Genomic DNA, 21905 nt, shown 5'->3' with positions numbered 1-21905 from the left:
TCAATTCTCTTCTAAATTGGTTGTCACAAGGAAAAGAGGCAGATTCACAATCTCTCGTGAACAAATAGCCGGCAATTCCGGTACAGGCTGCCGAACGTTGTCATCACTTAAAACCTCTGCTCGCTGCCGTGTTTGGTCTATGTTCGTATGCACCATTAAGTTCGGGAGCTACGCTAACGTCGTCATCACTCAGCGAGTTGCTTGCTCGTAGCTGGTTGCCGTGTGCAGTCCGCTCGGGCGTTTGCAATACCGGCCCTGCGCAACGTCGCCTATCACACACCACTCAACGAAAGTTGAGCGGTGTGTCGGACAGCTTGCATGGATATAGAGGATGGACGCATGGCCCGAGTGTGCTTTTTTAGATTGCCGGGAGGAACAGCAAACCGGATAAACCACGAAATTCAAGAGAGAAAAAGTGATGTTATATCACATCATATCATGTCATATGATATAACATCACTTTTTGAAGAAATGGCGTCGGACACCTTGTCGGACAACCTTGAAAAATGTATAGGGGAAAATGTTAAGAACGGCTCGCAATTAACTGATATTCGGATAATATTGCGTGTCCGTCAAATGTCGGACGCGTCAGACAGGGCATGAAGCTATTTAAAAATACCCCTTTTTGGTATATGGACAATAGGAGTGAATTGTAATATCGTCCCGGCTGCAACAATGAAATGGACCTCTCATTGAGCGACAGCTGCTTGACTTTGGACGAACATACGACATATACTCTCCCTGATTCGAGGGAGTGGACCATGACCGGCAAAGTACGGACCCGGGAGAAATGTCCGCAGTGCGGCGGCGCGTTCAAAATCGTCGAAGAGCAGGACATCTTCTGCCCTCGCTGCGCGATCAAGCCGGAGACATTCTATATCCGTCTCTACTGGCAGGGGAAGGAATATCGGCTCGCCCAGGATCGCGACAGCCGCCCTCTTGACAGCTATCGACGCGCACATTTCATGCTCGAAGCCATCCGGGCAGAAATTCATGAGCGGAAATTTTCGATCGTCGATTATCTGCCGAAAGAAATCGACCAATTCCGCGGGCATTCTCTTCTTCCCAAGTGGTACCAATCAAAGATCTCGCTCAACAGGGCGCCCTCACACCTCCGAGAAGTGAAGCGTTATATTGAAAAGATGTTAACGCCCTTCTTCGGACGCCTCGACTGCCGCGACATCCGGACTTACCACATCGAGGACTTCTTCCAAACACTCAAAGGCAGCGACAAGACTAAAAAGAACATCATGGTCATGCTCAAGAACTTCTGCCGTTGGCTCCAATCACGGGATATCCTGCTTCGGCTGCCGGCATTCCCTGAGATCTCCCCTGCCCAGCCCGTTATCACCTGGACTACGAAGGACGTGCAACTGAGGATTCTGGCGGCTGTGCCCGTAAAGGACCGTCCGATTTTTCAGTTCGCAATTTATCACCCGATCCGGCCCGGAGAGCTCCGCGCTCTCCGGGTCAAGGACTTCCTGACTGACGCTGGAATGGTCCAGATCAGCCGGGCGTTCTCTCTCAAAGAAGAGCGGTCTAGGAAGAACAAGAAGCCCTATTATCTTCCCCTCTCCGCTACGTTCGATCGCTCTGTACTGCGGGGTAAGTTGCCCGAAGCATTTGTGTTCCTCAATGCGATAGGAAGGCCATATACACCATCAGGACTTCGCAAGATATGGCAGAGGGCCTGCAAGAAGGCAAAAGTGCCGTACATCAATTTTTACAACGCTACGCGACATTCAATTGCGTCTCAGGCACTGAATGCAGGGGTTTCACTGGATAGGATATCATCGGCCCTCGGTCACAGTTCGCTGGAAGTGACGCGGAGATATGCGAGTTTGAATGTGCAAAAACTGCGGGAAGTTGTCGATGGACTCGGACAGGGACTCGGACAAGACTCGGACAAACAAAAAATCCGAAGGTTAAACCCTCGGATTAATAAGAGAAAATTGGAGCGGGCGACGGGTCTCGAACCCGCGACCCCAAGCTTGGGAAGCTTGTACTCTACCAGCTGAGCTACGCCCGCTTTTTTGCGACATTATAACGGCCGCCCTCCGCCTTGTCAATTAAAAACTCGGAAGCCGAGTAGCCGTCACCGGCACAGCCGCCGAGGAAGGATTCAGAGAACCGCCGTGATGTCCTTGGCCAGTTCGTCCTCTCCCCCAAAGCCGAGATAGCGCTTCACGACCTTGCCATCCTTGCTCACAAGAACAACCAGGGGGATCGTTCTCACCTGGTATTCCGACAGCACGTCATCGGTCCCCTTGAGCACAGTGTAGGTCATGTGATTCTCACTCATGAAAGCCTTGACCGAATCCCAGCCTCCCTCGTCCATGGAAATTCCGAGCACGACGAGCCCCTTGCCGCTGAAGGTTTCGTGCAGCTTTTCGATGCCCGGGACCGCGGCCCGGCAGGGAGGACACCAGGTGGCCCAGAAGTCGAGCAGCACCGGCTTGCCCTTGAAATCGGAAAGCCGCACGCTCTTTCCGTTCAAATCCTGCAGGGTAAAATCAGCGGCAATCCCCGGCTGGTCGCTTTTCTTGGTACACGCGAACAATGCGGCGATAACAAGGACGGCTGTCAGCACACGAAGCCTGAACATAGGCGGATTCTCCTTACGCGGCAGAAAAAAAACATGCCCGCCGGCAAGCGGGCAGTTCGAATGCTTCCCAGGCCGGCACTCCACCGCCTGCCTGACGAATATCGGGAATGATGCGATGCTCGTTATTTCGTCAGCAGCGCATCAACTTTCGTTTTAAGCTGGGCCTTGGGGACGGCGCCGACTACCTGATCAACGGTCTGTCCGCCCTTGAAGAACATCAGTGTCGGAATACCCATGATGCGGTATTTCCCGGCCACATCGGGGTTCTCGTCCGTGTTGAGCTTCAGGACCTTGAGCTTGCCCTCGTATTCCTTCGCGATCTCGTCCACGATCGGGGCGACCATCCGGCAGGGCCCGCACCAGACCGCCCAGAAATCCACCAGCACCAGGCCCTGCGCTTTCAGCACTTCCTGGTCCCACGTTGCGCTCGTAACTGCTTCAGCCATCTGACCCTCCTTGAACCATCATTAGTGTGAATGTTGAACAGCAGCAGGGAGCACCTTTTTTATGGCTCCTTCGGGACAGACTCGCGGACAGGCGCCGCACCCGATGCACTCGAGCAGGATCATTGCCTTGCCGTTGACGACCCGTATTGCCTCGGCCGGACAGATATCAAGACAGGCACTACATCCGGTGCATTTATTTTCCGCCACGAAGAACTGCATATAACAAGTGTTTTGATTATAAACGAGGCCTCCGGTATTGTCAATGACTTTCAATTATGGCATAATCACCGAACCGATGCGATCGATCATTGTGCCCTTCGGCAAGACCGGCTGGGAAGAAAAGAAACTCCTCCTCGAGGAGATCATCGCCTCCCGGCCGCATCCGCCGCACGTCTATAACGACGTTCTCATTCTTGTTCCCTCTTCCCGGTTGAAGCGGGTATACGGACGCATTTTCCTCGATGCGCTCGAGCGCATGACCGGGGCCCGGGCCCTGGTACAGCCCGACATCCAGACGCTCCACCAGTTTCTGCAGCGCCAATACCCGCGCCTTCACGGCCCGCGGCTCCTCGATGAGAACAGCAGGCTCGTGCTGCTCGAAGGTCTGGTCAAAGAGCGGCTCGCCCGGGATGCCCGGTTCAACCCGAGTCCCGACCTGCTTGCGCCATCGCTCTCCTCGGCACTCGCGAAGATGATCGAGCAGTTATCCGCCGCAGGAGTGAGCCCCGCTGACCTTACCCTGAGAATCCAGGGATCGGACTTCTCGGACAAGCCGCAGGTATCGCTGCTCATTGACGTCTATGACCGGTATGAGAAGGCCCTGCGAGACGCTGATCTGACCGATCCCGCCGGGATGCGCGTCATTCTTCGCGATCGCTTCGACCCCGCGTGGCTGTCGCACTATGGTGCGATCATCATCGACGGCATCCAGGACGCGACGAAGACCGAAGCGGACATCCTCGGGAAGGTGGCGGCTTGCGGCGAGTGCACCTATGTCGTGGAGGCGCCCTCTTCGAGCCTGCTGAACCGTGCGGGAGACCTTCATCCGCTCGGGATCACGAGAGAGTTCCTCTCCGGCATCGGCATCATGCCAGATCACGGCGGGTCGGCTGAGGGCTCCGACGATCTGTACCTCGCGTCGGCCCTGTTCTCTGACAAGCCTTTTGCCGAGATCGCGGCGCAGGCTCCGGATCCCTCCTCCTTCTCGAAGAAGATAAGCCTGCTCTCTGCTGTCAATACCCGCGAAGAAGTTTCCCTCATCGCGGGAGCAGTGAAAAAGTCGCTCAAGAGCGGGACCGTTCCCGACTCGATCCTGGTTGCGTTCCCTGCGCTCGACGACTACGGCCCGCTCGTTGAGGAAATCTTCACCGACTATGGAATCCCTTACAACCGTGCGCTCGGGAGGCAGCTCGGCACCTCACCCATTGCCACTGCCGTGATCTCGCTCCTGCACTCCTGCCAGGAGGATTTCTCGGGGCCTTCGCTGTTACGGGTCTTCAACTCCCCCTTTCTCAAGTTCAGCGAGAGCCCGATGATCGCTCCGACGCTCGACAGGCTCATGCGCAGCAGGAAAGTAACCGGCGGCAGGCAGACGCTTCTTTCGGCGCTCTCGCATCAGACGACCGGGGTCAGGGGAAGAGATATCCTGACCGCTCCGGTCAAGGACCTCTTTACCGCCCTGGCGCCCTTTTCCGAGCGCGATGCCGCGCCGCTCTCACGGTGGATGGAACGGCTTTCGGCGCTCCTGGCCTGGTCCGGGCTCGGCGCACGGGTCGAGCTGATCAAGGGCCCGCTCAATATCAACCTGCAGGCTTACAAGAAATTGAACGAGACCATGACGTCGCTCGCTCAAGCGGGCACGACCTTCCCGGATTTTCGCTACACCTTCAACGAATGGCTCTTCCTCTTGAAGAAGACCTTCCTGCACGCACGGTACCAGGTTCCGCCCGAGGACGAGGGCGGCGTGCAGATCCTGGGCCTCGAAGAAAGCCTGAGCCACGCCTGGGAAGAGATCTATCTGGGGGGGCTCGTGGACGGGAGGTTCCCCCAGCGTCTGCCGCAGAACATCTTCCTGCCCGAGCGGACCCTCGAGGCCATGGGCGTACGCACCCTCGAGCGGGCGCGGCTGAAGGCGGCCTTCCATTTTTACCGTCTTCTCCTCTCGGCCGATAAGGTCACCCTCACCTATCCCGAGAATGAAGGCGACCGGCCCGCGGTACCTGCCCCCTTTCTGGAGGAACTGACACCGCTGAAGAAAGCCGGCCTGCTGAAGACGACCTCGGCCATCCAGTTCAGCCTGAAGATAGAAGACAGCAGCAGCATGCCCGAACTGGCAAAAGCGATCAGCCTCGCCGGAGACAGGAAAGGATTGCCGAACCTCCTGAGCGCGGACATCGAAGGAATAGCAGGAATCAGATCTGCCGTCGGCTACAAACCCGCGGCGTCGCTGCCGGTGCTCGCCCCCGCCGCCAAAAGGGATTTCCGGGTAACGGAACTGGACGCCTATCTCTCCTGTCCCTATGACTATTACGTTACCACGGTGCTCGGCATAGAGCCCCTTGAGGAAGTGACGGAAGACCTTTCCCCCCTGGACCGCGGCAGCAAGGTTCACGCAATCCTGCGTAATTTTTATCTTGCATGGACCCGGCCGGTTGCGCGGGAGCACCGTGACGAGGCACGGGCGCTCTTAAGGAAACTCGCTGATTCCGCCTTTGACACTGAAGCCGACACCTTCCGCAACAGGCGCGAAAAGGACCTCTTCCTGACCGTGATGGTGGAGCGCTTCCTCGATGCCGAGGAAGAATTCTGGAAACAGGGCATGAAGCCGGCCTATCTGGAGCAGAAGATCGAACACTATCGTCTGCTCCTTGCAAGCGGAGCGGAAGCCGGGCTTTCCGCCAGGATCGACCGCATCGACGTGGATGAGCACGGCAACTTCATGATCGTGGATTATAAGACCGGCAAATATCCTCTCCCGAAAATGAACGGCGACCAGGACATCTTCCAGCTTCCGGTCTACGCGGTCATGGCGCAACAGGCCTTGCTCGACACAAAACCTGCCCTCAAGAAACCGATCGGACTCGTCTACTACGATCTTGCGGGCAAAACAGGCGCGGGAGCGCGCGATGTCGTGCTCTTTGACCGGGACGCCCGCGATGATCACCCGTCATCGAGACCGAAAGCGAGTCCGAGAAGTGCCCGGGATTTCGAGGCGCTGCTTGCCCAGAGCATGGACAAGGCCCGCCAGGCGGTCGAGGCCATCCTTTCAGGCAGTTTCCCGGGCACACCCAGGGATGCGAACAAGTGCCGTTACTGCCCGAATGAGATGATGTGCGGGAGCGCGGAATAAACATTCGTGGCAGGTGCATGGCTTACTTTGCCCCGACACGAATGATGACCTTTCATCCAGGCGTTCATCATCTCCCGACGATTCACCTGCAGAACGATGACAAAGAAGACCGATACGGACAACACTAACCGACGCGCCGCCGACACGGGAAAATCCGTCCATCTCTCGGCGTCTGCCGGATCGGGCAAGACCCGCGCGCTCAAGGACCGCTACCTCGCTCTCCTCGACGCGCTCGACAACAGCGGGCTCGCCATTGACCAGGCGGTGGCCATCACCTTTACGGATAAGGCCGCCGCGGAGATCAAAGAGCGCGTGCTGCGCGACCTGCCCGAGGCCATGCTCAAAAAGATCATCCGGGGCAGTCAGGACCTCCGCATCTCGACGATCCACTCCTTCTGCATGAACCTGCTCAAGCGCTATCCTCTCGAAGCAGGACTGCCGCCCGACTTTGGCGTGCTCGACGCCCGTGACCAGGCATCCAAGATCCAACAGGCCATCGAAGATGCTCTCGAGGAATCCGACCGTGACCGGGTCCTTATGGATCCGCTCAGGGACTTCACGACGGATGACCTCATGGCGACGATCGAATTTCTGCTGTCGATCAGGAGCAGGCTGAAGCGGATGGAGATCGATGCCGGCGGACCGGAGGGCATGCTCCGCTCAGTCCGGCGCGGAATGGAAGTTGACCGGACGGAACAAGTGATCCAGTCACTGACAACGAGCGTGCAATGGCGTTCGCTGCTTCAGCAGATGGAACGCATCCTGCGAACCCAGGGAGACCGGTATGACTCAAGCAAGGGGGAAGAACATGCCCTGCTCGTCGCGGCAAAGGACCCCGATGCCGCCTGCATGATTGCGAATTCACTTTCGCCGGTCTACTTTACCGCTGCTGGAGAACCGCGCAAGAATCCTTCTATCGCCAAAAAGGCCTTCGCGGGGAAGGAACGGACAGAGTACGAGAAAGCCTTTTTCGCCCTCCAGGCATTGCTCGAACGATACCGCGCGCTGTACGCGCATGCGCGCGCAGGACGTGAGGCCATGAGCCTGCTCAGACTGTTCCAGAGGGCGGAAGAACATTACCAAGCCGCAAAGCTCAGGGAAGGCCTGCTGGATTTCGACGACCTCGAGATCTACGCCTACGGCCTGCTCCAGACCGGAGAATCAGCCGACATCCTCTACTGGCTCGATCGTAAGATACTCCACTTCCTCGTCGACGAGTTCCAGGACACGAGCGACATCCAGTGGGCCATCCTGAACAAGTTGACGGAAGAGCTCTTCGCAGGCCAGGGCGTGGACAGGCGCATGCCGTCCACGCTCTTTGTGGTCGGCGATGAGAAACAGTCCATCTACCGTTTCCGCGAAGCGAACTATCGTCTGATGGAGGATGTCCGGCAGAAAATGATGCGGAATCTGCCGCATGAATCGAGGGAAATCCTGACGCTCGACCGGAACTTCCGCTCGACGCCCGAGATCATTGAGACCGTGAACGGCGTCTTCACCGCGATCTGGGGAAAGGCGTATCAACCGTCCGAAATCGAGCGCAGGGAACAGCGGGGCAGCGTACGGCTCATCGAACTCCTGCCGGATACGGGCGGGACGTCTTCCGACTACACCGAGGCGGATGTGCTCGCGTGCGCCATAACGTCACTCGTAGGAACCGGAACGACGGTATACGAAAAATCCGGCGGAGGGAGCGCTTCAGACGGCGGATGGAATGCGCGCCCCGCGGCGTTCGGCGATTGCGCCGTCCTCATCCAGTCGCGGACCAGGCTCAAGGAGTATGAGGCGTCACTCCAGGCGCAGAACATTCCCTATCGCGTGGTCGGCGGCATCGGCTTTTATGAAGAGGACGAGATACGGGCGATCATGAACGTGCTCTTCTTCCTCTGGAACCATGATGACAAGCTCAGCCTCGCAGCCGCGCTCAAGTCCGACCTCTTCGGTCTTACGGACAGGGACATTTTCGACCTCCTGCGGGCCGACGGCGCCGTGATCGATGGGGTCAATCATCAACGTCCGGACATCGGGAAGCTTTTGCATGGCTGGATGAGCTTTGCAGGCCTCGTCCCGCTCTCACGCCTGATGCAGAGAATCGTCAACGAATCCGGCGCCTACATCCGCTTCGGCAGGAACAATCCGCAGGCGATCTTCAATATCGACAAACTGCTCGACACCGGTCGCGAGTTCGACCGCAGAGGGTACACCACGCTGCAGGACTTTGTCGAATGGGTCAAGAGCATCCGGCAGACCGAGCAGCGTGAGGCAACGGCCGGCATGAACCTTCCCGGCTTTCAGGGATCAGTGAGCATCATGACCGTTCACAAGGCCAAAGGGCTCGAGTATCCCGTCGTATTTCTGCCCGGCATGAACCAGCAGTCCAAATCACTTTCCGCGGGCCCCCCCGCGATCCTGGAGGATACCGGAGGCGGTGTGCGCATGGCCGTCAAAGACGCAGAAAGTCCGATCTATGACGAGCTGTGGGGGCGGGAACGGGACGAGCTCCTTCGCGAACACCAGCGGCTGCTGTATGTTGCCATGACGCGAGCGCGGGACCATCTCGTGATGATCGGGACGCTGAACGCAGGCTCAACGCCGGTCAAGCAGAACACGTGGCTGTCCTATCTCCATGATGCCAGGCCAGGGCCGCTCTTGGACCGGGCTGTCCCATCGGAGTCGGGTTTGACGCTCTACGCCTGCCCGCCAGGCGTGTCATTTCCTGTCCTAGACAAGACTCCCCGGGGCGGCCGACAGGACCGGCACGCTGCACCGGAGGCCGATGAAATCAACCTTCGGAAGGTCATCGACAATCTCGCCCCCCTTCCGCGGTCCGAGGCGCCGGAGTGGAAGAAGGCGACTGACTATATTCCTCCTGAAGAACCGATCGGCGCTCCCGCTCCCCAGGCCGTGGCACGTACTGTTTCGCCGATCACGCGCGGCAGCGTGCTTCACCGCTGTCTCGAGGAGTTTACCAAGTCCGGGTCCTATGATATTGCGGGAATCGCCGCCGAATATCCGGACGTCCTTGCTTTGCCGGCGGGTGAGTGCCAGCTGTTCCTCGACGATGCCGGCTCAGTCCTCGACAGGGTGCTCAAGAACGGTTCGCTCGCCTGGGTCTTCGAGAGGAAGCCTGGTGCCCATTCTGAACTTCCTTTTCTGTACAGGAGGGGGTACTCACTCGTGAGCGGCATCATCGACCGCGTTGTGATTCGGGACGGGAAAGGACAGGTTGTCGATTACAAGGCGATCCAGATCGATAATGACCAAGCCCTGGCTTCCTGGGTTAACCACTATCGTCCTCAGATACAGATATACTGCGAGGCGGTCAAGGAGATCTTCGGGCTTACGAGCGTGACCGGCTACCTCCTCTTCCTGGACAGCAGCACCCTGACGCCCTGCGCAGAAACGTAGCCTTCCTCGCTGACCTTGCATTGACTCCCCGCTTAAACATGATAGAATTAGAGAACGATCGGCGCAATCTTATTTTGCAGGACGGAGCGTATGAAAGAATACGACGTGATCATCATCGGTTCGGGCAGCGGCGCGAACCTGCTCGAAGACGCCCTCGCCCACAACAAGACCGTTGCCCTTGTGGACCGGGGCCCTGCTGGCGGGACCTGTCTGAACGTCGGCTGAATCCCGACCAAGATCATGGTCTATCCGGCGGATAGAATAGTCGAGATCAGGGAAGCGGCAAAGCTCGGGATAAGGGCCGAGATACGAGACATCGATTTCAAAGCGATCATGGAGCGCATGCGCCTGCATGTGCAAAAGAGCCGCGATCTCATCCAGGAATCCCTGAACAAGGCGGAGGAATTCGATTTTTATTCCGGCGAGGGGCAGTTCACCGGAGATCACGAGGTCGAAGTCAACGGCACAACGATTAGGGGGAAGACGATTTTCTTGGTCACCGGAGCGCGCCCGCTCATCCCCCGGCTGAAAGGCATCGAGGGCATCGAGTATCTCACGAACGAAAGCGCGCTCCAGCTCCGTGAACGTCCGGACAGCATGGTCATCGTCGGCGGCGGCTATATCGCTGCCGAATTCGCCCACTTCTTCGAAGCCATGGGCACGAACGTCACGATCATACAGAGAAATCCGCGCCTCGTGACCGAGGAGGAGCCGGAGATCTCGGACCTGCTGCTCCGGTCGCTCTCGCGGCGCATGACCGTCCATACCGACACCGAGGCGACCGAGGTTCGCCAGACCGGGAAGGTCGTGACGGTCACGGCCCGGCAGCAGAACAGCGGAAAGATTATCGAGGTGGCGGCCGGATCGCTCTTGATCGCAGCGGGAAGACGGTCCAATGCCGACGTGCTGATGGTTCAGAACAGCGGCATCAAAACGGACGATAGGGGCTATATCGTCGTGGACGACTTTTTCGAAACCACGAAGAAGGACATCTGGGCATTTGGCGACGCGATCGGCAGGAAGATGTTCAGGCACGCGGCGAACCACGAGGCTGAACTCGTCTGGCATAATGCCTTCCATGGAAAGAAATCACGCATGAATTATCTGACGGTGCCCCATGCCGTATTCTCCTATCCGGAGATCGCCTCGGTGGGGCTTACGGAAGGCCAGGCGATCAAACTCATGGGAAGGCAGGAGGTCCTCGTGGGAAAGGCCGGGTATGCCGATGTGGCCCGCGGGGAAGCGATGATGGAGACCGAGGCGTTCACCAAGACCGTGGTGCACCGGAAGAGCGGTAAGATCCTGGGATACCATATCATCGGTCCGCAGGCCTCGGTCCTGATCCAGGAGGTCGTGAATGCCATGGCTGCTGACGGCAACCTGTGGTCCGTGGCCAAGGGAATGCACATTCATCCGGCCCTCTCCGAGGTCGTTCTGAAAGCATTCGGAAAACTGCAGGAACCGAAGTGAAGGACCGACCAGCCCCCCGCAATAAAAAAACGGCACTGCTTATCAGCGGTGCCGTTCCCAAGCTTGCCATCCCTGCCCTTCCTAAAACAGGTAGCCGAACCTGACCCCGATCATATCGGACTCCGACTTGGGCTGAAAATAGCCTATTATCAGCCCGCTGAACGGATCGTAGTTGTACACGACATCGGACTGCTTGAACCGCATGCTGTCATAGTAGGCGCTGATGCTGAACACGGTCAGCTTGGCGCCAACTTCCGCGAAGAAGGAAGGCTCGTTCCTGGGATGGAGATTGATCGAAGAATAGGAGACATTGCTGTCATCAATATAGTTCGACGTCCTGATCGGAAGCTTCACGCCCCCTTCGATGAAAAGCTTGCTCCGTCCCGAGAGATTCTGTTCGGCGCGAAGACCCATCCGGCCGTAGAATGTCGTCCAGTTCTCGGTGTAGCCCACGGCTAAGGCAGAGTCCTTTATTTTCCGCGACCATCCCCGGATCCCGAGGCCGCCAAAGGGTTCGAGAATGAAGGATTCCGAGACCCGCAACCGCCCCCCCAGGTCCATCTCGCCTTTAAGGCCGAAATAGTACGTGTCCGTGCTCGCGGGCACGCAGTTCCCGAAGATGTCGCAGGCCTGGCCGTTGTAATCCACGTCGCCTCCGAAGAATTCAACGCGCGGCTTCAACGTCATATGGTTCGGGAATTCGTGGGTGTTGGTGAACCCGATCTCGTACCGCGGTCCCGACTCCTTCAGGATCTGTCCGGCCTCGTCGAATTCCCTCCATGTAAAATATTCGATGCCGCCGTAAACCTCGGGTTCGTCGCCGGCTAAGGATGGGACAGGCGCGAGGCTGATGCCGAGGAATAAAAGACAGGGCAGCATCCAATAAAACAACCGATTACCAAACATCCCCATGAGAAACACCTCCGCTGAATACGATTTTTTGAGTGACCGATGAATGGACATCCGTATTTCCCCAAGTACCCGAATCCCGCACGTGGTGAAATTAAAGCACAGAACAAAGAGTAAATCAAGTGCCGATGCCTCCGCGGGAAGCGTTCCGGCAGTGATTATTTGATTGACAATTCCCGTTACCCCGTGGTATAAAACCCAGCTCTGCATAGTAGAGGATAGATTTAGTCGAATGACAATGAAGGCAGCAAGGAGGGCGTCCCGCTGCAGCGGGACGACGGACACTGCCGGCCCATGAGACAGGCCCCGACGCCCTGACCCCCGTCATGATCTGCCTGAGAAAACCGGCAAAAAAGGATACCTGATGCTCAAAAGAAACGATCTCCGGAACATTGCAATAATCGCCCACGTCGACCACGGCAAAACCACGCTCGTGGACACGCTCCTGCGCCAGAGCGGCACCTTCCGCGACAACGAACGGATCCAGGAGCGCGTGATGGACAATATCGACCTCGAGCGCGAGCGCGGCATCACGATCATGGCCAAGAACACGGCTCTCCACTACAATGGCGTGAAGATCAATATCGTGGATACGCCCGGCCACGCGGACTTCGGCGGCGAGGTGGAGCGTACGCTCAAAATGGTGGACGGCGTGCTCCTGCTCGTGGACGCCTCGGAAGGCCCGCTGCCGCAGACACGGTTCGTGCTGAAGAAAGCACTGGAACTCGGTCTGCCGCCGATCCTCGTGATCAACAAGATCGACCGGCCTGACGCACGTATCGCCGAGGTCGTCAATGAAGTGTACGATCTGTTCATCGACCTCGACGCGAATGACGCCCAGCTCGACTTTCCGATCGTTTACACGAACGCCCGGGACGGCATTGCAAAACTGAAGATGGAGGATGAAGCGACGAACCTCAAGCCGCTCTTTGATTTGATCGTGAATACCGTCCCGGCGGCGGAGGGGGACGAGACCGCGCCGCTCCAGCTCCTGGTCATGAACATCATTTACAACGACTATGTCGGACGCCTGGCCATCGGCAAGATCTTTGCCGGCACCGCAAGGGTTGCCGAGCCTATCGGCGTTGTCACCTCGAGCGGCGCCGTGGTCAAGACCAAGATCACGTCGCTTTTTTCGTTTGAGGGCCTGAAACGCGTGGATACGCCCAGTGCCACCGTCGGCGACATCGTGGCCCTTGCCGGCATCGAGGGTGTAAACATAGGCGATACCATTACCGACCCGGAAAACCCGAAGCCCCTGCCGCGCATTGCCGTGGACGAGCCCACGATCTCCATGCTCTTCTCGATCAACAATTCTCCTTTTGCCGGGAAGGAAGGCAAGTTCGTGACCTCCCGCCATTTGAAGGAGCGGCTCGAAAAGGAGCTGTTGTATAACGTGGCGATCAAGGTAGAAAAGGGAGACGCGACCGACAGCTTCAAGGTCCTGGGCCGTGGTGAACTTCAGCTTGCGATCCTGATCGAAATGATGCGGCGCGAGGGCTACGAGCTTTCAGTCTCCCAGCCCGAAACCGTTACCAAGCAGCGGGACGGGAAGACCTACGAGCCCATGGAGAACCTCGTCATCGACTGCCCCGAGGATTTCATCGGCGTAGTGACTCAGAAGCTTGGAACGCGCAAGGGACGCATGACCAAGATGGCGAACAACGGCCACGGCCGCGTCAGGCTCGAGTTCCGTATCCCGGCGCGCGGCCTCATCGGCTTTCGCTCGGAGTTTTTGACCGATACCCGGGGCACCGGCCTTTTGAACCATCTCTTCGACGGGTATGAGCCATGGCAGGGCCCCATCGCAAAGCGCGCCACCGGCGCGCTCGTGGCTGACCGGGCAGGCAAGACCACGACCTATGCCCTTTACCACATTCAGCCTCGCGGCGAGCTGTTCATCAATGAAAGCACGGCGGTCTACGAAGGCATGATCGTGGGAGAGAATTCGCGCGAGAACGACATGGACGTGAATGTCATCAAGGAAAAGAAGCTGACGAACATGCGCGCATCGGGCGCCGACGAAGCGCTCCGGCTCGTGCCCCATCGTCAGCTGTCACTCGAGCAGTCGCTTGAGTTCATCAAGGAAGACGAACTCGTGGAGGTGACTCCGCAGTCGATCCGTCTTAGGAAGAAGATCCTCGAAGCGAACAAGCGGCCGAAGAACAGGGAAAAGATCGACTGAGGACCAACATCGGGATGATTCTGTCGATCCGCGCCGGCCGCCGTTGAAAATCAGGCAATCTACCAAAAAGCCGCTGAAGGGTAACTTCAGCGGCTTTTTTTAAACCGGGGTTTCGCTGGTTCTGGCCGCGTTCGACGTATTCTCGCAGGCAAGCCATAGAGTCAAGAATCTGCCGAAAACGTAATTCTGAGTGCAACGAAGCATCTCGACATGCTCAATGCTCAAGATCCCTCACTTCGTTCAGGACGACGGCATACTGTCTCTTTCGATCGACCGCCACACAAAAAAAGGCCGGCCAGTCTGCGTCAGGGGGAGGGTTTCCCGTTGCATTCCGGCCGGCCAGGGGGATAACTGAGTATGCAACCTTTGCAGCTCAGTGCACCATGGTCACTTCACTGAACTTCTCTCTTCTCGTTTCATTTCCGTTTCGCTCCCGGTACACGAATTCGTCCGTATCAAGGTCGTATTCAGGGATGTTCGGATCGCTCCACCGTGCGAGGAAATACCGGTAAAAAGGATCGAACAGGCTGCCCGGGTTCTTCTGGTCCTGCCTGAACAGATATTCGGGCACGTTCCGGGCATTGACGCCCGTGTGATAGAACCGTACTGAGAGGTTATCGCCGAGGACGGCCAGCTTGAGGAGCGGTGCCTCCGGGTAAAGCTTCAACCTTACGTTCTTCCCGGCTTCCTTGAGGCCCTTCAGAAAATCGATGCTTCTGATGATCTGCTCCCGGAACAGCTCGGGGCTGACGTCCGGATGCGGTATGCTCCTTGCGCGGACCACGGTCCCCTCCCGAAGCGGGTCCAGGAGCATCACCTTCGCCTCGCGGCAGTTCTTGAGGACATTGTGGAGGGCACCCTGAGGATCCACAAAGGTATGGAACCCCGTCGAACCCATCACCATGATGTCCCGCGCGGAACACTCTATTTCTTTCAGCTTTTTCGTTCTCCGTCGAGCGAAGAACCCCGTGGCCGGCCAAATTGACTCAAGGCCGGCGTATCCCGCCATGGGGATGCGTGATGCGTTCTTTATCGTTCCCGCCTCGTTCCTTGGAGAAGAGACTAGCGTATGCATGTTCGCTCCTTTCGGTTTGGTCTTTCCGTTGTTCGGAATGTCTTCCCTGCGCGACCTCAGCAGAATCCGAGCATATCTTCATCATCCACAGGCTCCCGCCTGGCCTCCTGCATGATGTTCTTGGCTCTCTGGTGGACCTGGCAGGTGTGGCATTCCAGTGCTACGGCGCTTTCGTAGAGCTTGAACAGACAGCTGTTGCAGAAACTCGTCAGCGTATCCAGCTTGGCGAGCGATATGCACCGCTCAATCTCCTTCAGCATCTGCTCCCGTAAGGGAAAGAAGTTAATGCTCATCATGGTCCTCCTTCATCGCCGCCTGATATTTTTTCTGATAGAGTTTGCTTCTTAATAGAGCAATTGCTGTGCCATATCGGGGGGGACCATGTATTCGCGAAGTTCTCCAGGTTTTTCAAAGAGTCGAGTGTACACTGTTCTTGTTGTGATTTTCAGAACCTGTATGGTTTCCCCTGCGCGGACAACAGGCAATGGCTCGGGGCTGGGTGATTGGCGGGCAAAATCAGAATATTAGATGCTGTAGGAAAATCCAGACGGGGCGTGTCTATTCTGCATCATGAAAAAAGGGAGAGATGATGCGGCTTTTCTTTGGCTTTCATGAACAGGGAATCCGAGTCCCGAACGGCTTTCTCGATCGGGCTCCACCGGCTTTTCACTTCTTCTTGAAATCAAGCGGGCTGATGACGTACTTCTTGAGGAGGTTGTAGAAATCCGCCCGGTACTTCCCTGCCAGCTCCGCGGCCTTCGTCACATTCCCCCGGGTAACCTCGAGGAGCTGGATGAGATAGTCCTTTTCGAAGTCGTCCCGCGCCTCTTTGAGCGGTTTGATCTGCCCGTCCGTTGATCCGTCCTTTGCAGGCAGGACCAGATCGTCGGTGATGATCTCTTGATGGGCCATGGCAACAGCATACTCGATCGTGTTCTCCAGCTCCCGCACGTTGCCGGGCCAGTCGTGGAGCATCAGCTTCTGCAGCGCCCTGGGTGTCAACCCGGTTATCGTCTTCTTCATCGACCCGCCGAACTTCTTCAGGAAATGCTCGGCCAGCACAGGGATGTCGTCTTTCCGCTCCCGGAGCGGCGGAAGTTCGATGGGGATCACCCGGATCCGGTAATAGAGGTCTTCACGGAAGCGCCCTTCTGCTACCTCGTTCTCCAGGACCTTGTTGGTCGCCACGATGACCCTCACATCCACGGACACCGGTCTCTCCCCGCCCACGGGGAAGAATTGCCGTTCCTGCAGGACCCGCAGAAACTTCGCCTGCGTAGCGAGGGTCATGTCGCCGATCTCGTCCAGGAAGATCGTACCCTCATGGGCCTGGACGAACAGGCCCTTCGAGTTCCTCACGGCCCCGGTGAAGGCCCCCTTCTCATGGCCGAAGAGCTCGCTTTCGAGCAGCGTCTCCGGTATTGCCGCACAGTTGATGGCAACAAAGGGCCCCTCTTTCCTCGCGCCGGTGACGTGGATGGCGCGGGCGATCAGTTCCTTGCCGGTCCCGCTCTCGCCATGAATGAAGACCGTGGAGTCGGTTCGCGCGATGCGGGTCACCGACTCCAGCACTTTCTGCATCTCTCCGCTCCTCGCTACAATGTTCTCGAAATCGTACCGCTCCCGGACCAGTTCCTTCAGCCGCGAGACCTCCGTGGTCAGTCTCCGGTTCTCCAGCGCCCGTTCGATGGAGAGGACCAGTTCCCGTGCGTCAAAAGGCTTGGTCAGGTAGGTAAAAGCGCCCTTTTTCATCGCTTCCACGGCGCTCTCGATGCTTCCGTGGGCGGTCAGGATGATGACGGGCAGGCCGGGGCTCATGTGGTGCGCCTCGGTCATGAGCGAGATGCCGTCCGTCTGCACGAGCTGCAAATCGATGATGGCGAGGTCGAAGACCTGAGCTGCCAGCAGGGTCCTCGCCTCCACCTCATCGGGGGCCGTATACACCTCGAACCCCGAAGACTCGAGCCTTATCCTGATCAGTTCCAGGAGGTTCCGGTCGTCGTCGACGACCAGGAGTTTGCCTGATGCCATGTTCTTTCCCGCCTCCTATTTGACGATCGATTTCTTCTTGCCTTCGATCTCGATGTCCACCTCTTTTGTCTTTTCGAACATATCGAGAACGCCGGTCCAGATTCTGGCCTCTCCCGTGAGGGAGCTGTGGGGGAACTGTTTCACCAGCCGGGCGAAGTAGTCCCGGGACTTGCGATAGTCCTTCTTGGGGTTTCCCGCGTGTGCGTAGACCAGGCCCAGTGCATAGAGCGCCTCGTCGGCGTGCGGACCGCTTGGGGAGGCTGCAAGGATGTCCTCGCTCTTCCTCACTGCCCGCTCGAACTCCCCGCCGTCGATGAGGGGCTGCAGCGAATGCAGACGGGCGCACTCTTCGCCGCCGCCCGGGGTCTTGGCCGGGACCGCACAGCTTGAGCTTACCAGCAGCATCAGTCCGGCAATATAAAGGTAAAGATACTGCCCCCGCCGGGTTCGCTTTCCGCCCATACCTTGCCTCCATGCGCCTGGATGATGTGCTTCACGATCGCCAGACCCAGGCCGGTCCCTCTCAAAGGACCCGACCCTTTATGCGCCGCCTGGCGATATTTGTCGAATATCTCCGTCAGGTGAGGTTTCGGGATCCCGAACCCTGTGTCAGCCACGGAAACGCTGACCCCCCCATCGTTCAAATGTGCCGAGATGCAGACAACGCCGCCTGGGGGCGTGAATTTCAGCGCATTCCCGATTAGGTTCCGCAATACCTGCAGAATCCGCTCGCCGTCCATCAATACGGGGGGCAGTTCGCAGACAGCCTGTTCGATGCTGATCTTCTTCGCCTCGGCCAGAGGAGCCACTTCTTCCACTGCCTTGGCGATGAGCGGCCGAAGCTCGGCCCGGGAGAAATTGTACGCCAGCATCCCCGCTTCGAGCTTTGAGAGGTCCAGGAGAGAGCTCACCTGCTCGATCAGGCGTTTGCTCTCCTCGGCAATAATGGTCAGAAGCCTCCTCTGCCGTTCGGCAATCTCACCGCCCAGTCCTTCCAGGAGCAGGTTCGTTCCTTCCTGTATGGAGGCAAGGGGCGTGCGCAGCTCGTGGGACATGAGCGCATAGAAGTCGGACTTCATCCGGTCCACTTCCTTGAGCTTGATGCTCATGGAGTTGAAGGCCCGCGCCAGTTCACGGATCTCCGGCGGAGAGGCGAGGTCCAGGTCGGACTTGAAGACCCCCTCCGCTATTTCTTCCGTCTTTTTTTTCATTTCGCCGAGGGGCTTCGTGATGCTCCGGGTAATGACGAAGGACAGGACGATCCCGAAGAGCAGCGACACGCTGGTGATCACCATGGCCGCTCTGCGCGCCTGTTCTCCCGATTTCCTCAGGTCCGTCACCTTGTGGAAGATGCTTTGCTGGCTCAGGAGCCTCATCGTGCTCAGCTTGTCGAGGATGGCGTTGACGACCTGTTCCTTCTCTTCGGCGTATTGTTCCCGGGGATAGCGCATGCCTGATTTCATCTTTCCCACTTCGTCCTGCATCAGCGCCTTGTACCGGTCGTGGAGCGCTCTGATGTCAACGAGCAGGACCCGGACCGGGTCCGAAGCAGCCACCAGGTTCGCCCCCCGGAGTATCCGTTCGAAATCGTTCCCTGATGCGAGGAACCTGTCATAGAGCGCCTCATCCCGCAGGATGAGGAACTTTTTCTCGTACCGGGTCTCGGACAGCAGGGCATCGGTGAGGTCTTTATGCAGGTCGATGAGCGGGTTGTCCACGAACAAGATGGATTGGGCGAAATTGTTGACCTTGCCGAACTGCATAATGGCGTAGACGCTCACTCCCGTGGAAAGCACGAGGAGCGCGATATATCCGGCCATCAATCGGGGGAAAATGCCGACTCTCACGACATCACCTGAATACGGAGTGGAACAGCAATTCGGCAACAAAGCCGGGAAAAAAGAGACAGACCCAATTCCAAGGCGCAAGTGGTTCAACCGTTCGAACGCGAGATAAACTAACACTTTTTGATTCGGAACGCAACAATGAGCATGGAGCCGGGATCCCGATAGGGTTGATAAATGCAATGGGTTTGTTTTACAGAAGCCGGGAGGTGTATGAAAATCCCTTCACGGAACGATGCCTCTCTCCATGATGAATAATGATCCCGGACGTGTCATTTGTCCCTGATCAAGTGGGCGTTCCCTCCCGGTACTCGTAGGCGACTTCCCGTTCACCCTCATATTCATCATCACGAGACCCTCGGCTTGCCTGTGATGACGTTCTGAACCATGCCCGGGTCCTTCATGGGACCCCTCCTTGTGCAAACCGTTCCATGAAAAAAAGGGGTCACCCCCTTGGGTGACCCCGGATGCCCGCCTGGTTACGAGTGACGGTCATCAGTCATTTGCTGGCAAGAGCCCGGTCGATCGACCACTTGCCGCCGCCTCCGATCATGAGCACCAGCGCGATCGCGATGACCAGGATGTGATACTCAAAACCTTCGCCCTTCTGGTTCCCGAACCAGTTCATGAAGAACCCGTTCTGCCAGTGGATCATGTATACGGCGACCGCCATTTCGACGCCGATCGCCAATGCGGCAACACGGGTCAAAAGCCCGGTGATCAACCCCACCGGCCCGAGAATCTCGGTCATGATGGCCAGGAATGCGAAAAGGGTCGGAATACCAAGCTGCGTGGTAAACATCTGCATCACGCCAGAAAAGCCGAGCAGCTTCTGCATCCCGTGGGGAATGAACACGATCCCAAGCAGCACCCTGAGGATCAGCATTGACACATCATCATTCGTCTGAAGTAATTTCTTAAGCATGAGGTCCTCCTTTTCTTGTCCTTCTCCGCCCGATGGCCCTTAATCAACCCGTGAGTGGGCCCCATCGCAATAAGGCGCTTTTTTCGTCCGTTGGTACTGACACAGGCCGGCCTTCGCTTTCCCGGCGACCGAGAACTCGACGGGCTGGAAGCCTGTCCCCGCATGCGGGCCGTCACAGAAGGGCCCTTTGCCGGACTTGCCGCAGCTGCACCAGAAGCAGGTGCCCGGCTCCAGCTCGGTTACGAACGGCAGGTCCTTACTCATCTTTTCCCCCTTGCCCGGCTGAGGCAATACCCCTTCCGAGCTTCCTGCACAGATTGCCGAGTGTCTCCTGCTCCGCTTTCGTCAGTATGTTCATGCCCTGAGCGATCCGCCCGGCGTGGCGGGGAAAGATGTCAGCGATAAGCTTTTTCCCGGATGGCGTCAGCCGGACCGAATAGTACCTCCGGTCCTCGGCGTCCCGTTCCCGCTTTACCAGCCCCCGCTTCTCCAGGTTATCGATCACCATGGTGATGTTTCCCGTGCTCTTCAGGATCTTTCGGGCAATCTCCGCCTGACTCAGTGGACCGAGGTGATAGATCGCCTCAAGCACGCCGAATTGGCTGATGGTCAGCCCCGCCCGGCTCAAATGGCCGTGAATGCTCGCCGATACCGACTCGGCCGCCCGCATCAGCTTTACATACGCATTCAGCGCCCTTGCCTCGCCGCGGCTACCCTTATGCTGGCTCCTGATCATTACCCTGCACAATTATTTCAATACTAAATTACTTAATATTAAGTTAATTATACCGCGCCCTTCGCCGTTGTCAAGGGGCTTACGCCTGTCGTTTTGGGAGGAGGTCGCCGGGACGGGCGAAGTCGCAGGGGGTGGCGTTTGTCTCGCCCGGATCACATCGCGCCGTTCACCGTGTACCAGAACAGGCTCGCGTACTCGGTGCAGGCCACGGCCGATTCCCCGAGGTTTGACGCATGGGGGATGAAGGACGAGAGCGTGACCGGCCGCTGTTCTCCGATATAGGCCGTCGGGGCGGGGATCACGGCGAATCCGCTCTTCCGGTAGAGGGCCGCGGCCCGTTTCATGTGCGTGGCGGACGTTACGAGAACGATGCGCCTGCCCGCGATCAGCCGGCCGAGCGCCTGAGCGCCTTCGATCGTGTTCCGGGACCGGCTCTCGACGATGATCCGCCTGGCAGCGACACCGGCTTCACGGGCGGTGCGTGCCATGGCTTCGGCGTCCGCAATAACGGACCCTGCGGGGTCGCCGTTCCCTCCGACCAGGACGAGAGGAACATTCAGCCTGCGCTGCAGGGCGATCCCGCTTACGAGCCGCTCGAGGGAAGCGCTGGAAGGCGCCGCGGGCAGGCCTGCCCAGCCCAGGTCACGTACGCCTCCCCCCAAGACCACGACTGCGTCGGCAGCGACCCGCGTATCCTTGAGCGGCGGGACGGCGGACTCCAGCGGCCGGAGCAGCACGCCGGAGACCGGGCTGATGCTCAGGGCATAGAGCGCGAGAAAGCCCGTGGCGACCAGAAATCGGCCAAACTGGGGGCAGAGCCTGATGATGACAAACCCCGCGATCATGAGCAAGAACAGGCCCGCAGGCGGCACAAGGAGATACAGCAGGGTCTTGGCAGCGACAAACCACATGATATGCTCCT

Annotated in this window: 18 protein-coding genes and 1 tRNA gene; 5 read left to right on the top strand and 14 right to left on the bottom strand. The window is 58.0% G+C overall.

What is annotated here, in order from left to right; translation table 11 throughout:
- Positions 1-1953: 1953 nt before the first annotated feature.
- The 4 genes from VL197_13365 to VL197_13350 all read right to left on the bottom strand — a co-directional run bounded on the left by VL197_13365 (position 1954) and on the right by VL197_13350 (position 3270).
- A tRNA-Gly gene (locus tag VL197_13365) sits at positions 1954-2029 on the bottom strand.
- Positions 2030-2122: 93 nt separating this feature from the next.
- Complete coding sequence (locus VL197_13360) at positions 2123-2605, bottom strand: TlpA disulfide reductase family protein (GenBank protein ID HUJ18966.1); 483 nt, start codon at positions 2603-2605, stop codon at positions 2123-2125.
- Between the two features lie 122 nt (positions 2606-2727).
- On the bottom strand, positions 2728-3051 hold the full coding sequence (trxA, locus tag VL197_13355; GenBank protein HUJ18965.1) for a thioredoxin: 324 nt from the start codon (positions 3049-3051) through the stop codon (positions 2728-2730).
- A gap of 21 nt (positions 3052-3072) precedes the next feature.
- Positions 3073-3270 carry a 4Fe-4S binding protein gene (locus tag VL197_13350; GenBank protein HUJ18964.1) on the bottom strand — a complete coding sequence of 66 codons (198 nt, stop codon included), beginning with the start codon at positions 3268-3270 and terminating at the stop codon, positions 3073-3075.
- A gap of 76 nt (positions 3271-3346) precedes the next feature.
- Between VL197_13350 and VL197_13345 the strand changes: the two genes are divergently transcribed.
- The 4 genes from VL197_13345 to VL197_13330 all read left to right on the top strand — a co-directional run bounded on the left by VL197_13345 (position 3347) and on the right by VL197_13330 (position 11278).
- Positions 3347-6400, top strand: a complete 3054-nt coding sequence (locus VL197_13345) for a PD-(D/E)XK nuclease family protein (protein ID HUJ18963.1) — start codon at positions 3347-3349, stop codon at positions 6398-6400.
- A gap of 96 nt (positions 6401-6496) precedes the next feature.
- Positions 6497-9808: a UvrD-helicase domain-containing protein gene (locus VL197_13340; protein ID HUJ18962.1), complete on the top strand. Its 3312-nt coding sequence runs from the start codon at positions 6497-6499 to the stop codon at positions 9806-9808.
- 90 nt (positions 9809-9898) lie between these two features.
- Entirely contained in the window at positions 9899-10033 is a 135-nt protein-coding gene (locus tag VL197_13335) for a hypothetical protein (protein ID HUJ18961.1), read from the top strand.
- A 15-nt stretch (positions 10034-10048) separates the two neighbouring features.
- Positions 10049-11278, top strand: a complete 1230-nt coding sequence (locus tag VL197_13330; protein HUJ18960.1) for a dihydrolipoyl dehydrogenase — start codon at positions 10049-10051, stop codon at positions 11276-11278.
- 81 nt (positions 11279-11359) lie between these two features.
- On the opposite strand, the gene VL197_13325 is transcribed toward VL197_13330, so the two are convergent.
- Entirely contained in the window at positions 11360-12190 is an 831-nt protein-coding gene (locus VL197_13325; protein ID HUJ18959.1) for a hypothetical protein, read from the bottom strand.
- A 361-nt stretch (positions 12191-12551) separates the two neighbouring features.
- On the opposite strand from VL197_13325, the gene typA reads away from it, so the two are divergent.
- Positions 12552-14372 (top strand): translational GTPase TypA, encoded by a 1821-nt coding sequence (gene typA, locus VL197_13320; GenBank protein HUJ18958.1) that lies wholly within the window; start codon positions 12552-12554, stop codon positions 14370-14372.
- Between the two features lie 373 nt (positions 14373-14745).
- Here the strand turns inward: typA and VL197_13315 are convergent, their stop codons facing one another.
- From VL197_13315 to VL197_13275, 9 genes are all read right to left on the bottom strand, one after another.
- Entirely contained in the window at positions 14746-15447 is a 702-nt protein-coding gene (locus VL197_13315; protein ID HUJ18957.1) for a hypothetical protein, read from the bottom strand.
- A 56-nt stretch (positions 15448-15503) separates the two neighbouring features.
- Entirely contained in the window at positions 15504-15743 is a 240-nt protein-coding gene (locus VL197_13310) for a hypothetical protein (GenBank protein ID HUJ18956.1), read from the bottom strand.
- Between the two features lie 370 nt (positions 15744-16113).
- Positions 16114-17478: a sigma-54 dependent transcriptional regulator gene (locus tag VL197_13305; GenBank protein ID HUJ18955.1), complete on the bottom strand. Its 1365-nt coding sequence runs from the start codon at positions 17476-17478 to the stop codon at positions 16114-16116.
- A gap of 15 nt (positions 17479-17493) precedes the next feature.
- On the bottom strand, positions 17494-17940 hold the full coding sequence (locus tag VL197_13300; protein ID HUJ18954.1) for a tetratricopeptide repeat protein: 447 nt from the start codon (positions 17938-17940) through the stop codon (positions 17494-17496).
- Positions 17883-19325: a HAMP domain-containing sensor histidine kinase gene (locus VL197_13295; protein ID HUJ18953.1), complete on the bottom strand. Its 1443-nt coding sequence runs from the start codon at positions 19323-19325 to the stop codon at positions 17883-17885. Before VL197_13295 ends, VL197_13300 begins: the two co-directional genes overlap by 58 nt.
- 496 nt (positions 19326-19821) lie before the next feature.
- On the bottom strand, positions 19822-20247 hold the full coding sequence (locus tag VL197_13290; GenBank protein ID HUJ18952.1) for a DoxX family protein: 426 nt from the start codon (positions 20245-20247) through the stop codon (positions 19822-19824).
- Positions 20248-20286: 39 nt separating this feature from the next.
- Entirely contained in the window at positions 20287-20511 is a 225-nt protein-coding gene (locus tag VL197_13285) for a CDGSH iron-sulfur domain-containing protein (protein ID HUJ18951.1), read from the bottom strand.
- Positions 20504-20983 carry a MarR family transcriptional regulator gene (locus VL197_13280; protein ID HUJ18950.1) on the bottom strand — a complete coding sequence of 160 codons (480 nt, stop codon included), beginning with the start codon at positions 20981-20983 and terminating at the stop codon, positions 20504-20506. The genes VL197_13285 and VL197_13280 overlap by 8 nt, the downstream gene beginning before the upstream one ends.
- Positions 20984-21135: 152 nt before the next feature.
- On the bottom strand, positions 21136-21894 hold the full coding sequence (locus VL197_13275; GenBank protein ID HUJ18949.1) for a YdcF family protein: 759 nt from the start codon (positions 21892-21894) through the stop codon (positions 21136-21138).
- Positions 21895-21905: the final 11 nt, after the last annotated feature.

The organism is Nitrospirota bacterium (assembly GCA_035516965.1).
In the GTDB taxonomy this organism is placed as follows: domain Bacteria; phylum Nitrospirota; class UBA9217; order UBA9217; family UBA9217; genus MHEA01.
This window is presented reverse-complemented; position numbering and strand designations above follow the sequence as displayed.

Bases quoted from the DNA above. Each gene is read 5' to 3' on its own strand.
- VL197_13360 (HUJ18966.1), bottom strand. From the start codon at position 2,605: ATGTTCAGGCTTCGTGTGCTGACAGCCGTCCTTGTTATCGCCGCATTG.
- trxA (HUJ18965.1), bottom strand. From the start codon at position 3,051: ATGGCTGAAGCAGTTACGAGCGCAACGTGGGACCAGGAAGTGCTGAAA.
- VL197_13350 (HUJ18964.1), bottom strand. From the start codon at position 3,270: ATGCAGTTCTTCGTGGCGGAAAATAAATGCACCGGATGTAGTGCCTGT.
- VL197_13345 (HUJ18963.1), top strand. From the start codon at position 3,347: ATGCGATCGATCATTGTGCCCTTCGGCAAGACCGGCTGGGAAGAAAAG.
- VL197_13340 (HUJ18962.1), top strand. From the start codon at position 6,497: ATGACAAAGAAGACCGATACGGACAACACTAACCGACGCGCCGCCGAC.
- VL197_13335 (HUJ18961.1), top strand. From the start codon at position 9,899: ATGAAAGAATACGACGTGATCATCATCGGTTCGGGCAGCGGCGCGAAC.
- VL197_13330 (HUJ18960.1), top strand. From the start codon at position 10,049: ATGGTCTATCCGGCGGATAGAATAGTCGAGATCAGGGAAGCGGCAAAG.
- VL197_13325 (HUJ18959.1), bottom strand. From the start codon at position 12,190: ATGGGGATGTTTGGTAATCGGTTGTTTTATTGGATGCTGCCCTGTCTT.
- typA (HUJ18958.1), top strand. From the start codon at position 12,552: ATGCTCAAAAGAAACGATCTCCGGAACATTGCAATAATCGCCCACGTC.
- VL197_13315 (HUJ18957.1), bottom strand. From the start codon at position 15,447: ATGCATACGCTAGTCTCTTCTCCAAGGAACGAGGCGGGAACGATAAAG.
- VL197_13310 (HUJ18956.1), bottom strand. From the start codon at position 15,743: ATGATGAGCATTAACTTCTTTCCCTTACGGGAGCAGATGCTGAAGGAG.
- VL197_13305 (HUJ18955.1), bottom strand. From the start codon at position 17,478: ATGGCATCAGGCAAACTCCTGGTCGTCGACGACGACCGGAACCTCCTG.
- VL197_13300 (HUJ18954.1), bottom strand. From the start codon at position 17,940: ATGGGCGGAAAGCGAACCCGGCGGGGGCAGTATCTTTACCTTTATATT.
- VL197_13290 (HUJ18952.1), bottom strand. From the start codon at position 20,247: ATGCTTAAGAAATTACTTCAGACGAATGATGATGTGTCAATGCTGATC.
- VL197_13285 (HUJ18951.1), bottom strand. From the start codon at position 20,511: ATGAGTAAGGACCTGCCGTTCGTAACCGAGCTGGAGCCGGGCACCTGC.
- VL197_13280 (HUJ18950.1), bottom strand. From the start codon at position 20,983: ATGATCAGGAGCCAGCATAAGGGTAGCCGCGGCGAGGCAAGGGCGCTG.
- VL197_13275 (HUJ18949.1), bottom strand. From the start codon at position 21,894: ATGTGGTTTGTCGCTGCCAAGACCCTGCTGTATCTCCTTGTGCCGCCT.